Here is a 15,102-nt window from a genome sequence, read left to right as displayed (position 1 = left end):
TCGTTCTAACTTTTCCGGGAAAAACGGTTCCTAATTTTCCCCGTTTCCACTTTCCCCGGGTTTGCTCATAGCATATCCATATCCGCCGCCTGGACCTTCCGGGCGGCGTCAACCGGCGAGAGGGAGGACGGGCTTGGCTCAAACGATATTCATTCCCAAAGAAACGGATTCGACCGAGCCGCGCGTCGCGGCTTCATCGGAAACTGTGAAGAAATTCGCCGGCCTTGGTTTTTCCGTTGTCGTGGAGAAGGGAGCGGGAACGCTCTCGCGCATTCCCGACAGCGAGTTCGAAGCGGCCGGGGCAAAGATCGGCAGCGCCGGCGACGCCAAATCAGCGGATGTGATCCTTAAAGTACGCCGACCTTCCCTGGCCGAGTTCAAGGGCTATAAAAAGGGCGCGGTGCTCATCGCCATGCTCGATCCCTATGGCAACGAGGCCGCGGTACGCGAACTCGCCTCCGCAGGCCTCTCCGCCTTCACCATGGAATTCATGCCGCGCATCACGCGCGCGCAGGTGATGGACGTCCTGTCGAGCCAGGCGAACCTCGCCGGCTACCAGGCGGTGATCGACGCGGCCGCCGAATATGACCGCGCCATGCCGATGATGATGACGGCGGCCGGTACAGTGCCGGCAGCCAAGGTGTTCGTCATGGGCGCCGGTGTCGCCGGCCTTCAGGCCATCGCAACCGCGCGCCGGCTCGGCGCCGTGGTTACGGCAACGGACGTGCGCCCCGCCGCCAAGGAACAGGTCGCCTCGCTCGGCGCAAAGTTCATCGCAGTCGAGGATGAGGAGTTCAAGGCGGCGGAAACCGCTGGCGGCTACGCCAAGGAGATGTCCAAAGAGTATCAGGCGAAGCAGGCCGCACTCGTTGCAGACCACATCGCCAAACAGGATATCGTCATCACCACGGCGCTCATCCCCGGTCGCCCGGCGCCGCGCCTCGTCTCCAAGGAGATGGTAGCATCGATGCGTCCGGGTTCCATCGTGGTGGACTTGGCGGTCGAGCGAGGCGGCAATGTCGAAGGTGCGCAGCCTGGAAAGGTTGTTGAGACCGGCGGCGTCAAGATCGTCGGCCATCTGAACGTGCCGGGCCGCATCGCGGCAACGGCGTCGCAGCTCTATGCCCGCAATCTGGTCGCCTTCCTTGAGACGCTTACCGACAAGGAAAGCAAGACGCTGAAGATCAATTTCGACGACGAACTGGTCAAGGCGACGCTGCTCACCCATGACGGCGCGGTCGTGCATCCGACCTTCGCAGAGACGGCGACGGCTGCCAAGCCGACGGCACCGGCCGCGAAAAAGCCGGCAGTGCGCAAGACGGCGGCAAAAGCGGCATCGGGAACTGACGCTGCCAAGGCGCCCGCGAAGCGGAGCAGGAAAGCGGCAGGACCCAAGACGGGAGGAGAGGCATAATGGCCGATACGGCACTCGATAAAGCCCTCGACGGGCTCAACCAGGCTGTCGAAGCCGTGCGCCAGGCCGCGGAAAGCGCGTCGGGCGTTGCCGATGCGGCAGGCGCGGCCGCACATGCGGCAACGGGCGGCGCGGTCGATCCGTTCGTTTTCCGCTTCGCCATCTTCATCCTGTCGATCTTCGTCGGCTATTACGTCGTCTGGTCGGTGACGCCGGCGCTGCACACGCCGCTGATGGCAGTCACCAACGCCATCTCGTCGGTCATCGTGGTGGGGGCGCTGCTGGCGGTCGGCCTGTCGCTTTCGGGCTGGGCGACCGGCTTCGGCTTCATCGCGCTGGTGCTTGCCAGCGTGAACATCTTCGGCGGCTTCCTCGTCACGCAGCGCATGCTCGCCATGTACAAGAAAAAAGAAAAGTGAGGGGCTGAAACATGAGCGTCGATCTGGCAGCCTTCCTCTATCTTGTCTCGGGCGTGCTTTTCATCCTGGCATTGCGCGGACTTTCCCATCCCACGACCAGCCGACAGGGCAATCTCTACGGCATGGTCGGTATGGCAATCTCGATCATCACCACGCTTGCGCTGGCGAGGCCGAGCTTCGGCGGCCTGGTGCTGATCGTCATCGGTATCGCCATCGGCGGCGGCATCGGCGCCTATATCGCGCGCCGCATCGCCATGACGGCAATGCCGCAGCTGGTCGCGGCCTTCCATTCGCTGATCGGCCTTGCCGCCGTTCTGGTGGCGGCCGCCGCACTTTATACGCCTGACTCCTTCGGCATCGGCGAAATCGGCTCGATCCATGGCCAGGCGCTGATCGAGATGTCGCTGGGCGTCGCCATCGGCGCCATCACCTTCACAGGATCGGTCATCGCCTTCCTGAAGCTCGACGGCCGCATGTCCGGCAAGCCGATCCTCCTGCCTGCCCGCCACATCGTCAATGCAGCGCTTGCCATTGCCATCGTCGTGCTGATCGCGGTGCTGGTGAATACCGAAAGCCACACGGTGTTCTGGCTGATCGTGATCCTGTCGCTGGTATTGGGCGGCCTGATCATCGTGCCGATCGGCGGCGCCGATATGCCCGTCGTCGTCTCGATGCTCAACTCCTATTCGGGCTGGGCCGCGGCCGGCATCGGCTTCACGCTGGGCAATCTGGCGCTGATCATCACCGGCGCGCTCGTCGGCTCGTCGGGCGCGATCCTCTCCTACATCATGTGCAAGGGCATGAACCGCTCGTTCCTCTCGGTCATCCTCGGAGGCTTCGGTGGCGAGACGGCCGGTCCTGCCGGCGAGGTCGAGCAGCGTCCGGTCAAGCAGGGCTCGGCCGACGATGCGGCCTTCATCATGAAGAACGCCTCCAAGGTCATCATCGTGCCGGGCTACGGCATGGCGGTGGCGCAGGCCCAGCATGCACTGCGCGAGATGGCCGACAAGCTCAAGGCGGAAGGTGTGGAGGTCAAATACGCCATCCATCCCGTCGCGGGCCGCATGCCTGGTCACATGAACGTGCTTCTGGCCGAAGCTAACGTGCCCTATGACGAGGTGTTCGAACTCGAGGACATCAACTCCGAGTTCGCGCAGGCCGACGTCGCCTTCGTCATCGGCGCCAATGACGTGACCAACCCGGCAGCGAAGACGGATCCGAAATCGCCGATCTACGGCATGCCGATCCTGGATGTGGACAAGGCCGGTACGGTGCTTTTCATCAAGCGCGGCATGGGTTCGGGCTATGCCGGCGTGGAGAACGAGCTCTTCTTCCGCGACAATACCATGATGCTCTTCGCCGACGCCAAGAAGATGGTGGAGAATATCGTCAAGGCGCTGGATCACTAGCCCAGCATCAAAGCTCATGAAGAAAGGCGGCTTTTCAGCCGCCTTTTTTGTGGCTCCGGGGGCTTCTCGCGCAAAAAAAGCCCCGCACGGAGGCGGGGCCAGTCTCTCGGGGTGGAATGGCTGGGCTCACGCGGTGGCGCGGGCGAGCTCCTGGATGATTCTCAGAACCTGCTCACGGCGTTCGAGCTGCGGCATGTGGCCCGTCGCGGCAAAGATGTGGGTGGCGATTTCTCCGGGAAGTCCCGCCACATGCGCTGCCGGAATGATACGGTCGCCGGCGCCGAAGATGACCCGCACGGGGATGCGCAAGGAGGCGAGTGCCGGGCGGATGTCAAAGGTCTGCGTGCCGTCCGCGAAGTAGCTGTCGACAATCACCTTCTGCGCGGCGCGCAGACCCTCGTCGGCGCTCTGGGCGAGCGTTGCGTTGACGAAAGGCTTGCTGAGCAGGCTGTCGTCCACGACAAGCTGTTTCAACCAGGGCATGAGGCTTGCCTCGCTCCTTGCCCCGACGAAGCCTTCGAGGAAGGCGCGGTTGATTTCTGGGCCAAGGCCGGCGGTGGAGATCAGCGCCAGCGCGCGCGCATCGGCGTTGCCGCGGTCGGTAATTGTTGCGGCGACGGCGCCGCCGAAGGAATGGCCAACGAGAACGAACGGACCGATTTGGTGCGCTGAAAGCGTCCGTTCGACCTGTTCGGCAACGGCATCGAGATTTTCGGGGATATCACGTGTCGAGCTGCCATGGCCGGGAAGGTCGACGGCCAGAACCGGGCTATCGACCTGAATGCCGGCGAAGAGCGGCCGCCAGCTGTTCAAATCCGCGCCGAAGCCGTGAATGAGCACGAGAGGCATGGCTGATGGATCGTTGCCCTGACGCAGCCAGACCGCGTGGAGAGGAGCATCTGCCGTGGATGCGAGAGATTCTTTCACCGCGGGCATCGGGGAGGATACGGCAATGTTCGCCTCGACATCCCTCCGGGTGATACGTCCCTTCGGCCCACTGCCCGAAATATCCGCGAGTTGCAGTCCGGCTTTGACAGCGAGACGACGGGCAAGCGGCGTGGCGCGGGGGGCTTCATCATTGCCCCTCATCTGCCTGCCAGCATCTTCTCCCCGTGAACGGGGAGAAGATGGAGGTGGCGACGCCGACGCCTCCCTCTCTCCGCCTGCGGGGAGAGGGTAAGGGTGAGGGGCTGATTCCATTTCTGCCGGCGCAGCTTTAGGTGTGGCCTCGGGAGTGGCATCAGATTTTCCGGTCGGCGTATATTCTTCTCCGTCCGCGAAAATCCAGGCCACCGCCTGACCAACCGGCACTGTCGCGCCCTCGGCAGCGGAGATGTCACGCAGCGTGCCGCTGGCGGGGGCGTCGACCTCCATCGCCGCCTTGTCGGTTTCGATCTCGAACAGGAGCTGGCCCTTGGTCACGGCATCGCCGTCCTTGGCGTACCAGCGGGAAATTCGGCCGGTCTCCATATCCATGTCGACCTTGGGGAGGATGACTTCGACCGGCATCGTCAGCGCACCCCGTTAACGAGGTCGCGGGCGCTTTTCAGGATATCCGGCACTTGCGGCACCGCAGCCTTTTCGAGCTCCGGATTATAGGGGATCGGCGTTTCCGCGCCGCCAAGGCGGATGATCGGCGCATCGAGGAAATCGAATGCATCGCTCTCGGCGATCATGGCACTGACTTCGGCGCCGACGCCCAGCGTCTTGACGCCCTCATAAACGCAAATCAGCCGCGATGTCTTCTTGACGCTGGCAATGACCGTCTCGCGGTCCATTGGGCGAATGGTGCGCAGGTCGATCACCTCGGCGTCGATGCCTTCGGATGCGAGCGTCTCGGCCGCCTCCAGCGCCTTGTGTACCATGATGGCAGTGGCGACGATGGTGACGTCCTTACCCTCGCGCCGTATCTCGGCCTTGCCGATGGGCGTTGTATAATAGCCCTCAGGCACCGGGCCCTTCATCTTGTAGAGCAGCTTGTGCTCGAAGATCATCACCGGATCCGGGTCTTCGAGCGCGGCAAGCAGCAGACCCTTGGCGTCATGCGGCGTTGCCGGCTGCACCACCTTCAGCCCCGGTACATGGCCGAGCCACGCTTCGATGCTCTGGCTGTGTTGCGCCGCGGCGCCCGTGCCGGACCCCGCAGGAAAGCGCATGACGAGCGGAACGGAAACCGCGCCGCCCAGCATGTAGCGCATCTTGGCGGCCTGGTTGACGATCTGCTCCATGGCGAGAGCGGCGAAATCGGAGAACTGGAACTCGAAGATCGGGCGCATGCCCGTCACCGCCGCGCCGACGGCGACGCCCGCGCCGCCCAGTTCCGAGATCGGCGTATCCATGACGCGATCCTCGCCGAAGCGGTGGACGAGATCGCCCGTCACCTGGAACGCGCCGCCATAGACGCCGATATCCTCGCCCATCAGGAACACGCGCTCGTCGCGCTCCATGGCGATGGCCATCGCTTCCTGGATGGCCTGGGCATAACTCAGTTCGCGGATCGTCGTGTCCATGTCAGGGAAGGTCCGTATAAACGTCGCGGGTCAGGCTTGCGATGTCAGGTGAGGGACTCGTCTTGGCGAATTCGATGGCGGCTTCGATCTCACGCTCGACATCGGCACGGACCGCCTCGATGCCGGCGGCGTTGATGACGCCATATTCCTGCATCTGCTCCTCGAAGAGCCGGATCGGGTCGCGATTGTTGATCCAGTCCTCGATCTCCTCCTTGGTGCGGTAGCGGTTGCGGTCGCTCTTGGAGTGGCCGCGGTGGCGATAGGTCTTGCACTCGATCAGGGTCGGGCCTTCGCCCCGTCGAGCGCGCTCGACCGCCTCATGGGAGGCTTCGGCGACTTCCGAAAGATTGTTGCCGTCGACGACGATGCCCGGCATTGCATAGGCGGCGGCACGATCCGCGATATTGGGAACGGCGGTGGCGCGCTTGGTCGAGGTCGACATGCCGTAGCCATTGTTCTCGCAGACGAAGATAACAGGCAGCTTCCAGACCGAGGCCATGTTCAGCGCTTCATGGAATGCGCCTTCATTGTTGGCGCCATCGCCGAACCAGGAAATGACGACGCGGCCCGTCTTCTGCTTCTTCATGGAAAGGGCGGCGCCGACGGCGATAGGGATACCGCCGCCGACGATGCCATTGGCGCCGAGATTGCCCTTGGAAACGTCGGCGATGTGCATCGATCCGCCGCGGCCGTGGCAATAACCGGTTTCCTTGCCGAAGAACTCGGCAAACATCCTGGAGACATCAGCCCCCTTGGCGATGCAGTGGCCGTGGCCGCGATGGGTGGAGGTGATCATGTCGTCATCGGTGAGGGGGAGCGAGATGCCGACGGCGCTCGCTTCCTGGCCGATGGAAAGATGCATGGTGCCGTGGATGAAGCCACGCGTGTAGCTTTCCTCCGCTCCTTCCTCGAAGCGGCGGATCAGATACATCTTTCGCAGCGCTTCCTTGAGCTGCTCGGGCGAATATTGCCGGAAGGCGAAGGGCAGATTGTGTTTGCCTTCTTCGCGTGCGGCTTTCGCGTTTACGCTGGCCTTATCCATGAGAAGTTCTCCTCCGCTCCTCCCATCGTCATCCTCGGGCTTGACCCGAGGATCCATGGGCAAAGGGGCACTAGTCTTTCCATTGCATCGGCTCGTTCCAGCGAGCGGAAACAGCCGATATCCGAGTTGGTTCCTCCCGATCCCATCGCGGGTGATAGTCTCATCTTCGCCTCCTTGCCGTGGATCCTCGGGTCAAGCCCGAGGATGACGAGGGGGAGGTAGATTGACGAACCACTCAGCCCGCATATACCAACCTGTCCTGCCGTGAACGCAGTTCGGCGATCTTCGATCCGGGCTCGACGGCGGCGTTCTCGTAGGTGATCAACTCACCCTTCTTGATCGGAGCGGTGACGGCGCCGCGTTCCAGCAGCCCACAGGGAATGGCCTTTGCGGCGCGGGCTTCCGGCGCGGTCATGATCCAGGCGCGATAGCTGTATTCGCCGATGGCATCGAGCTTGTCGCCCGGCTTAAGGTCCTTCTTGGCGACGGCGCAGACTTCGGCGACGGGCTTCGCCAGCGGCACCATGTCGGGCTTGCCGTAGAGCACGACGCGGGCGCAGGTGAGCGGCACTTCGAGGGAGGTCAGGTGATAAGGCCGATGGAAGGTGAAGTAGGGGCCATGGCCCATCTTCAAATCTTCCATGCGCTCGCGGATGCGCGGGTGCGACATGTCGGCGATGACGAAGACGCCCGGGGCCACGCCCTTGCCTATCGAATAATCGACGACGCCGACCTTGGAGAGCACGCCGCCGTCCTTTTCCGGAATCAGCGTCTTGTTGAGCTCGGTCACCGTGGCGGTCGGGCCATGCATGCCCGGCTTGTCGGGCACGAGGCCCGTGGCATTGGCGATCGCCGCCATTTCCACCATGGTTTTGGAACCGTCGACGAACTCGACCAGCATGCGCACATTCATGTTGCGGCGCGCGGCTTCCTCGGCATAGTCGTGGGGAACCGCGTCGATGTTGAGCGGGTTGTTCTTGCCCTTGCCGGCGGCCACGATCGGATGGCCCATGGCGGTGACGAATTCGATCAGCTCCATGCAGGAGGACGGTTCGTCGCCGGCACCCAGCGAATAGGTGACGCCCAGCCGGTCGGCCTCGCTTTTCAAATAGGCGCCGATGGTCACGTCAGCCTCGACATTCATCATGACGAGATGCTTGCCATGCTCCATGGCGCGCAGGCCGATCTCCGCGCCGACGGCGGGAACGCCTGTCGCGTCGATCACGACATCGATCAGATCGTTCTGGAGGATCAGGTCGGCATTGTCGGTCACGGCGACCTTGTGGCTCTCCATGGCCTTCGTCAGGTCCAATGCGGTGGAAACCTCCTTTGCGTGGCCTTCTTCCTGATAGGCGATATCGACCGCCTTAATCGCGTTAGGCGTGCGCAGTTCGGAGATCGCGCCGATCTCGATGCCGGGCATATGGGCGACGCGGGAGACGATATCCGTTCCCATTTCGCCCGAGCCGATCAGCCCGATGCGGATCGGCTTGCCGCTGTCGGCGCGCGCCTTCATATCACGGGCCAGACCTGTCAATGCTACGTTGGTTGTCATCTGTTCCTCCTCGAGACGCCGGTAGCGCTCGATCTTCGGGCGGGCATCGCCGCCGCTTTGTTGATACAATCGCCTATTGAACATTTGTATCCTTGTCAATACCTATGTCCATTCCTGAAGTCGGAATACGGGCGATGTCACGAAGAATTCATCTGGGAGTATCAATGAAAACTGGGCTTAATCCTTTCGATCTGGTGATTTTCGATTGCGATGGGGTGCTTGTGGATAGCGAGCCGCTTGCGGCTCTTGCCTATCACAATGTCTACGCAAAGGAAGGAATGCCGATACCTGAAGGCACCGTGGCGCATGGTGTCGGCATGAAGCAGGCCGATATCATCCTCAAAATCGCGGAACTGACCGGGCATCACCTGCCGCAAACGGCGGAGGCCAACATATGGCCGGAAACGCGACTGCTCTTTGCCGAATCATTGCAGCCGACGACGGGCATCGTCGATTTCCTGAAGCGGCTGGAGACATCACGATGCGTCGCTTCCTCCTCATCCCTGGAGCGTATCGAATTCAGCCTCGATGTCACGGGCCTTCGCCGGCTTTTGGGCGATGCGATCTATTCCTCCTCGATGGTCAAGCGCGGCAAGCCGGCGCCCGATCTCTTTCTCCATGCGGCCGAAAGGATGGGGACTGATCCCCGCCGCTGCGTCGTCATCGAGGATTCGCCTTATGGGATGGAAGGCGCGGTGGCGGCCGGCATGACGGCAATCGGCTATACCGGCGGCGGCCACAGCTATGACGGCCATGCCGAACGGCTTATGGAACAGGGCGCGACCGCCGTTTGTTCAAGCTGGGATGATATAGCGGAGCTGGTTATTGGCTGAATTGCCACAGTGGCGTGGCTTTTTCTCTTTATCGATCAGGGCCGTTTGTCATGTCATGCCAAATTGCTAAACAGCGACTAGTAAGAACATAGAGGAGCCCTGCGGCTCCGCCCACGAGAGAAGCGGCGATATGAAAGAAGCAATTACACTGGACCAGTTGAGAGATGCCGTCGGCACGGAAATCGGCTGTTCCGAGTGGCGGGTGGTAACCCAGGAGATGATCGACAAATTCGCGGATGCGACCGACGATCATCAATTCATCCATGTGGATCCGGAACGGGCGGCGAAGGAAACGCCGTTCGGCGGCACCATCGCGCATGGGTTCCTTACCCTGTCGCTGCTTTCGACGCTCGCTTTCGAGGCGCTGCCGATGATCCAGGGCGCGACGATGGGTATCAATTACGGTTTCGACAAGGTGCGCTTCATGGCGCCGGTCAAGAGCGGCGCACGGGTGCGCGCCCGCTTCAAGTTGGCGGAGGCCGATATCCGTCCCTCCGGCCGGGTGGTCAACCATTATGAAGTGACGCTGGAGATCGAGAATTCGCTGAAGCCGGCCCTGACGGCGACGTGGCTGACGATCGCAGTAGTTGAGACGGGGGAATAGGGGAGTAAGGGAATAAGGGAGTAGGTTTAATTGCGTTATTTGCCTGTGTATCGATAATACTCCCCTACTCCCCTTGCAAGCGGAGTGTAACCAAGCCGTCCTTCTTCATCGAGAGGGGCGGCCTTTTCTTTGTGGGTGGTCACTAGGCCGCGCAGGGCGAAGGGGCCGTGCAGGAACATGCCGAAATCATAGGAATTGCGCTTCTGCGCTCCCTTGAGGAAGAGCAGGTGCATCTTGAAGAAATTGCCCTTGGCGCGCTTGTAACGGCTTTCATTGTGCACGTTCTTGAATCTGATCCGAGAGATGACGGGCGGATTTTTCGGCGTGATGGCCAGGGCCTGGGCGGGATTGGAATCATAGAAATGGATGATGTCGGTCAGCGCCTGGAATTCCGCCCAGAGGACCGATGTATTCTCCATGACCGTCCGGACATCCTCGCGCAGGTTCCCGGCCTTTGGATGAAAGGCGATCATCAGAAGGCATGAGCCGATGGCGAGCAGCGAGACGGGCTGCTTTTCCAGAAGCTCCGGGCTTTGGCGGCTGATATCGGCAATGGCCTCCACGGCTGGCACGGTGCCGAGGCTGTGGCCGACGATGACGACTTCATCGGCATCGGTTTCGCGCAGTTTCCGGGTAAGGAAATCAGCGAATTCGTGCCTGCGCGCGTTGAGCTTGGAATTGCCGCGGTGGATGCGATCATAGGCGGCAGACCAGTCGTCCAGGAGATAGGACAGGAAGAATTTCTTTCCGGGCCAGCGCATGAGAATCGCGCCGGCGGCGACGGCAAGCGGTAGCGACCAGGTGAAATGCAGGGTGCCAAGACCCAAAATGAGAGGGATGACGGCAATCAATGCGGCAAGACCGACAAGAGTCAGCGTCAGCCCGAAAGGCCAGAGGAAGAACAGGATGAAGCGCCAGCTAGTCACAGCATAGCGCCAGAGCGTACCGGTGAACAGGATATCGAGAAAAGCACGAAGACCGGTCGAGAGCCGGGATAATGTAGATCGTTTGGCGTAATCGTCGAAAATATCAGCGGTGCCGAACTGGCAAAACTCGACTTCGGTTTTCCAGTCGGCGCCTTCAGTCATGAGCTGCATCGAGCCGCAGCCGCCATCCTCCGCCACCATGGGGGTCGCCTGCGTGCGGGCATGCCAGAGCCGGTCGAAATCGGCGACGGCCTGCATATGGCGGCCGCGCACGGCACCCGGATGCAAACCTTCATAGCCGGTGAAATTGAGAACGAGACGCTTTTTGACGATCATAAACCATGCTCTGTAGATGCAAATTCGCGCGGAACCCGAGGATTCCGCGCGAAATATCCGCCAAGACCGGCGGGAAGTAGGGCGTCTCTTAGAGCGTTTTATGGCAGAAGGGAAAGTATTTCGTTTTTAAAAAGCTATCGGCGAGACAGCACTTTCCTCCGGGATCATCGTCCATCTCCCCATCCCAGTCGTCATCCTCGGGCTTGACCCGAGAATCCACGGCTGAGGAGCACTGACCTTTTTATCCGCATCGACGCATTCCAGTGAAATGGATACGATCAATATCAGGATCGACGATTAACGATCCCGTTGCGGCCGATAGTTTCGTTTCCGCCTCTTTGCCGTGGATCCTCGGGTCAAGCCCGAGGATGACGGTGGGAGGTGGGAAAACTTGCCTAAATCATTGCGTTCCGGGCGGCCTCGCTCAAAAAGGTGAAGGCATAGACCGAGAAGGAGCGCCAGCATTCGACGCGGAAGGTGTACTCGCCGGTACGCCACAGCACGATCTCGATCTTGCCGAGCACCGTGCGGGAGACCGCTCCCACAGGGAAAACGGCAAGCGACAGGTCCTGCGGGCAGCCGGCATTGATCGTCGCTTCGGCGGCAGGGCCGGAAACGAGAATGGCGGTGTTGCGCTGGGAGACATCGACCGCCGAGTGCAGCACCTTCACCTTGGCCAGGTCGGCGGCGGGGTCTTTGCCGCCCGTGTCGATCACCAGCCATTCGTCGGGGCCGAGCCACAGGGCAGTGCGCGTACCCGCGGTTACGGAGGATTTAGGCTTTTCGGGGAGCGCGACGCCCAGCGCCTTGGAGAGCGTGCCCAATGCATCGGGACGGGCGCGCAGGGAAGTGCGGAAGGCCGGTTCGGCGGGCAGGATGGAGACGAGTCCTGTACCCCCGTGACGGCCGGTTAGGGGGAGATTGCGGGCAATGGACGGGGATATTGCAGGCTTAGCCATGGAGACGCTCTCCCTTTTCATCGATGAATACGGGTCCCGTTACTTCGACCTCGATGACGCCGTCGGGCATCGGCACGTAGAGCGTTTCGCCCAGGCGCTTGGAACCGTTGGCGACAAGCGCCAGCGCGATGGAGCGGCCGCAATTCTCCGACCAGTAGGAGGAGGTGACGTGGCCGATTATGGTCATCGGTATCGCCTGTTTCGGATCGGCGACGATCTGCGCGCCTTCTTCCAGCACGGTTTTGGGATCCCTGGTTTTCAGACCGACAAGCTGCTTGCGGCCTTCGGCCACCAGATCGGGCCGTTTCAGGCCGCGGATGCCGACGAAATCCGTCTTGTTCTTGCCGATCGCCCAGGCAAGGCCCGCATCATAGGGCGTGACGGTGCCGTCCGTATCCTGCCCAACGATGATATAGCCCTTCTCGGCGCGCAGCACATGCATCGTTTCGGTGCCATAGGGAGCGAGACCATACGGCTTGCCGCTCTCATAGATCGCTTCCCAAACGGCCTGGCCGTAATCGGCAGGCACGTTGATTTCGTAGCCCATCTCGCCGGTAAAGGACATGCGGAACAGCCGGGTCGGCACGCCGCAGATCTTGCCTTCGCGCACACTCATATGCGGGAAGGCTTCCGTCGAAAGATCGATGCCTTCGACAAGCGGCGCGATGATATCGCGCGCCTTCGGTCCCTGCACGGCGATGACGGCCCACTGCTCGGTGGTGGAGGTGATCCAGACATCGAGATGTGGGAACTCGGTCTGAAGATAGTCCTCCATATGATGCATGACGCGCGGTGCGCCGCCGGTCGTCGTCGTCACATGGAAACGATCCTCCGCGATCCGGCCGACCACGCCGTCATCATAGATGAAGCCATCCTCGCGCAGCATCACGCCATAGCGTAGGCGGCCGACACCGAGCTTCGCCCAAGGGTTGGTGTAGAGAAGCTCCAGGAACTTTGCCGCATCGGGGCCGACCACCTCGATCTTGCCGAGGGTCGAGGCGTCGAAAATACCGGCGGCATTGCGGACCGCCACGCATTCGCGGTCGACCGCCTTGTGCATATCCTCGCCGGGGCGTGGATAATACCATGGCCGCTTCCACTGACCGACATCCTCGAAGACCGCGCCATGCGCCTCATGCCAGGCATGCATCGGCGTGCGGCGCGTCGGGTCGAAGAGTTCGTGCCGCGCGTGGTTGACGATGGCGCCGAAGGTGACCGGCGTATAGGGCGGGCGGAAGGTCGTCAGCCCTACTTCCGGAATATCACGCTGCAGCGCCTCGGCGGCGATCGCCAGACCGTGCAGGTTGGAGGTTTTGCCCTGATCGGTGGCCATCCCCGTGGTGGTGAAGCGCTTGACGTGCTCGATCGAGTGCATGCCCTCGCGTACCGCCTGGCGGATATCCTTGGCGGTGACGTCGTTCTGGAAATCGATAAAGGCCTTGACGGTGGTGTCGGGGCCGGCGCCGGGCGCCGAACCGATCATGCCACCGGCCCAGGAAGCGCCGCCGGAGGCGGTGAGCTTCGTGCCTTTGGCCTTCGATGCAACACCGGCCTCGCGGGCCATGTGCTCGCCTGCCGCAAGGGCTTCGTCTATCGTTTCCTGCAGCCCGTCCGTGCCGTTGCAGGCGCCGACGGAAACGCAATCCTGCACATAGGTGCCGGGCAGGAAACGCTCGGCTTCCTTGTCCCAGCGCACCTTGCCGCGCGATTGCGAGAAGAGATGCACGGAGGGCGTCCAGCCCGCCGAGTTGATCAGCGCATCGACGGGAATGGACCGGGTGCTGCCACCGTTCTTCGGCGTCACCGTCAACGAAGAGACGCGGCGCGTCCCGCCGACCTTCTTCACGGCGTGGCCGGCGAGCACCTCGATGCCGAGGCCGCGCACCTCTTCGATGAGATCAGAGGCAGGCGCATCGCGCAGATCGACGATCGCCGGAATGTCGATGCCGGCGCGCTTCAGATCGATCGCCGCCGCATAAGCCGAATCATTGGCCGTATAGACGCCGACCTTGCGGCCGACCGCGACGCCGTAATGGTTCAGATAGGTGCGGGCGGCGGCGGCAAGCATAATGCCCGGCCGGTCATTGTCGGCGAAGACCATGTGGCGCTCGATCGCGCCGGTGGCGAGGATGACGCGCCTGGCGCGCACCTGCCAGAGTTTTTCGCGCGGCAGATCGTGGGCCGGCCGCGCCATATGTTCGGTGACGCGCTCGACCAGCCCCACGAAATTCTGGGCATAATAGCCGAAGGCCGTGGTGCGGGTGAGCATGCGGACATTGTCCATTTTTGCAAGCCGCGCCGCAGTTTCCTGCGCCCATTCATAGCCCGGCCGGCCTTCGATACGGGCGCCGCTGTCATAGCGCAGCGCACCGCCCACCTGAGCCTGCTCGTCGCAGATTATGACCTGCGCTCCGGTTTCCGCCGCTGCAAGCGCTGCGCTAAGGCCCGCCGCACCCGCGCCGATCACCAGCACGTCGCAATGGGCAAACCGGCTGGCGTAGTGATCGGCATCGGGCTCATCCGGTGCCTCGCCAAGGCCGGCTGCAGCGCGGATATTGGGCTCATACAGGCTCTTCCACGCCGCCTTCGGCCACATGAAGGTCTTGTAGTAGAAGCCGGCGGTGAAAAACGGCGACATGAGGTCGTTGAGGGAGCCGATATCGAAACCGAGAGACGGCCAGCGGTTCTGCGAGACGGCCTTCAGCCCATCATAGACCTCCTGCACAGTGGCACGGACATTGGGTTGCCGACGGGTACGGTCGCGCTCGATGCCGACCAGCGCGTTTGGCTCCTCGGCACCAGCGGAGAGGATGCCGCGCGGACGGTGATATTTGAACGAGCGGCCGACGAGATGCACGCCGTTGGCAAGGAGCGCGGAGGCGAGGGTGTCGCCCTCCAGCCCGGTGAAATGCTGGCCGTCGAAGGTGAAACGGACGACCTTGGCCGGGGTGAGGCGGCCTGCGCCCGCGATGCGGTTGCTACCTGATTTGGAATTGAACGACATGGGGATCAGGCCTTTGATTTGCGGGCGGGTGCGGGTTTGGCTGCACGCGCAGCGGACGAGCGACCTTCGTTCGCCATGGACGGACGAGCTG

Annotated in this window: 12 protein-coding genes; 5 read left to right on the top strand and 7 right to left on the bottom strand. The window is 62.2% G+C overall.

What is annotated here, in order from left to right; genetic code table 11:
* The first annotated feature begins 133 nt into the window (after window positions 1-133).
* The 3 genes from ATN84_RS17090 to ATN84_RS17080 are packed head-to-tail and all read left to right on the top strand — an operon-like array spanning window position 134 to window position 3,242.
* Window positions 134-1,414 carry a Re/Si-specific NAD(P)(+) transhydrogenase subunit alpha gene (locus tag ATN84_RS17090; RefSeq protein ID WP_068882871.1) on the top strand — a complete coding sequence of 427 codons (1,281 nt, stop codon included), beginning with the start codon at window positions 134-136 and terminating at the stop codon, window positions 1,412-1,414.
* Complete coding sequence (locus ATN84_RS17085; protein ID WP_068882870.1) at window positions 1,414-1,833, top strand: proton-translocating transhydrogenase family protein; 420 nt, start codon at window positions 1,414-1,416, stop codon at window positions 1,831-1,833. The genes ATN84_RS17090 and ATN84_RS17085 overlap by 1 nt, the downstream gene beginning before the upstream one ends.
* An 11-nt stretch (window positions 1,834-1,844) precedes the next feature.
* Window positions 1,845-3,242 (top strand): NAD(P)(+) transhydrogenase (Re/Si-specific) subunit beta, encoded by a 1,398-nt coding sequence (locus ATN84_RS17080; RefSeq protein ID WP_068882869.1) that lies wholly within the window; start codon window positions 1,845-1,847, stop codon window positions 3,240-3,242.
* A gap of 126 nt (window positions 3,243-3,368) precedes the next feature.
* Here the strand turns inward: ATN84_RS17080 and ATN84_RS17075 are convergent, their stop codons facing one another.
* From ATN84_RS17075 to ATN84_RS17060, 4 genes are all read right to left on the bottom strand, one after another.
* Window positions 3,369-4,751, bottom strand: coding sequence for an acetoin dehydrogenase dihydrolipoyllysine-residue acetyltransferase subunit (locus tag ATN84_RS17075; RefSeq protein WP_068882868.1), 1,383 nt, complete (start codon window positions 4,749-4,751; stop codon window positions 3,369-3,371).
* A gap of 2 nt (window positions 4,752-4,753) precedes the next feature.
* Window positions 4,754-5,752, bottom strand: coding sequence for an alpha-ketoacid dehydrogenase subunit beta (locus ATN84_RS17070; protein WP_068882867.1), 999 nt, complete (start codon window positions 5,750-5,752; stop codon window positions 4,754-4,756).
* Between the two features lies 1 nt (window position 5,753).
* On the bottom strand, window positions 5,754-6,794 hold the full coding sequence (locus ATN84_RS17065; RefSeq protein WP_068882866.1) for a thiamine pyrophosphate-dependent dehydrogenase E1 component subunit alpha: 1,041 nt from the start codon (window positions 6,792-6,794) through the stop codon (window positions 5,754-5,756).
* 235 nt (window positions 6,795-7,029) lie between these two features.
* The gene (locus ATN84_RS17060; protein ID WP_068883534.1) at window positions 7,030-8,349 is read right to left on the bottom strand and encodes an NAD(P)H-dependent oxidoreductase; all 1,320 of its coding nucleotides are present in this window, start codon (window positions 8,347-8,349) and stop codon (window positions 7,030-7,032) included.
* A 164-nt stretch (window positions 8,350-8,513) separates the two neighbouring features.
* Here ATN84_RS17060 and ATN84_RS17055 point away from each other — a divergent pair, with 164 nt between their 5' ends.
* Window positions 8,514-9,182, top strand: a complete 669-nt coding sequence (locus tag ATN84_RS17055) for an HAD family hydrolase (RefSeq protein ID WP_068882865.1) — start codon at window positions 8,514-8,516, stop codon at window positions 9,180-9,182.
* 130 nt (window positions 9,183-9,312) lie between these two features.
* On the top strand, window positions 9,313-9,786 hold the full coding sequence (locus ATN84_RS17050) for a MaoC family dehydratase (protein ID WP_068882864.1): 474 nt from the start codon (window positions 9,313-9,315) through the stop codon (window positions 9,784-9,786).
* 35 nt (window positions 9,787-9,821) lie between these two features.
* Here the strand turns inward: ATN84_RS17050 and ATN84_RS17045 are convergent, their stop codons facing one another.
* The 3 genes from ATN84_RS17045 to ATN84_RS17035 all read right to left on the bottom strand — a co-directional run bounded on the left by ATN84_RS17045 (window position 9,822) and on the right by ATN84_RS17035 (window position 15,011).
* Window positions 9,822-11,048 carry a hypothetical protein gene (locus ATN84_RS17045; protein ID WP_068882863.1) on the bottom strand — a complete coding sequence of 409 codons (1,227 nt, stop codon included), beginning with the start codon at window positions 11,046-11,048 and terminating at the stop codon, window positions 9,822-9,824.
* Between the two features lie 395 nt (window positions 11,049-11,443).
* Entirely contained in the window at window positions 11,444-12,007 is a 564-nt protein-coding gene (locus ATN84_RS17040) for a sarcosine oxidase subunit gamma (protein WP_068882862.1), read from the bottom strand.
* A complete protein-coding gene (locus tag ATN84_RS17035) occupies window positions 12,000-15,011 on the bottom strand; it encodes a sarcosine oxidase subunit alpha (RefSeq protein ID WP_068882861.1) in 3,012 nt (1,003 codons plus the stop codon). The genes ATN84_RS17040 and ATN84_RS17035 overlap by 8 nt, the downstream gene beginning before the upstream one ends.
* Window positions 15,012-15,102: the final 91 nt, after the last annotated feature.

Origin of the sequence: Paramesorhizobium deserti (genome assembly GCF_001558695.1) — a bacterium.
GTDB classification, from domain to species: Bacteria; Pseudomonadota; Alphaproteobacteria; order Rhizobiales; family Rhizobiaceae; genus Paramesorhizobium; species Paramesorhizobium deserti.
The sequence above is the reverse complement of the archived record's forward strand: the minus strand, read 5'-3'. Positions and strand labels throughout refer to the sequence as shown.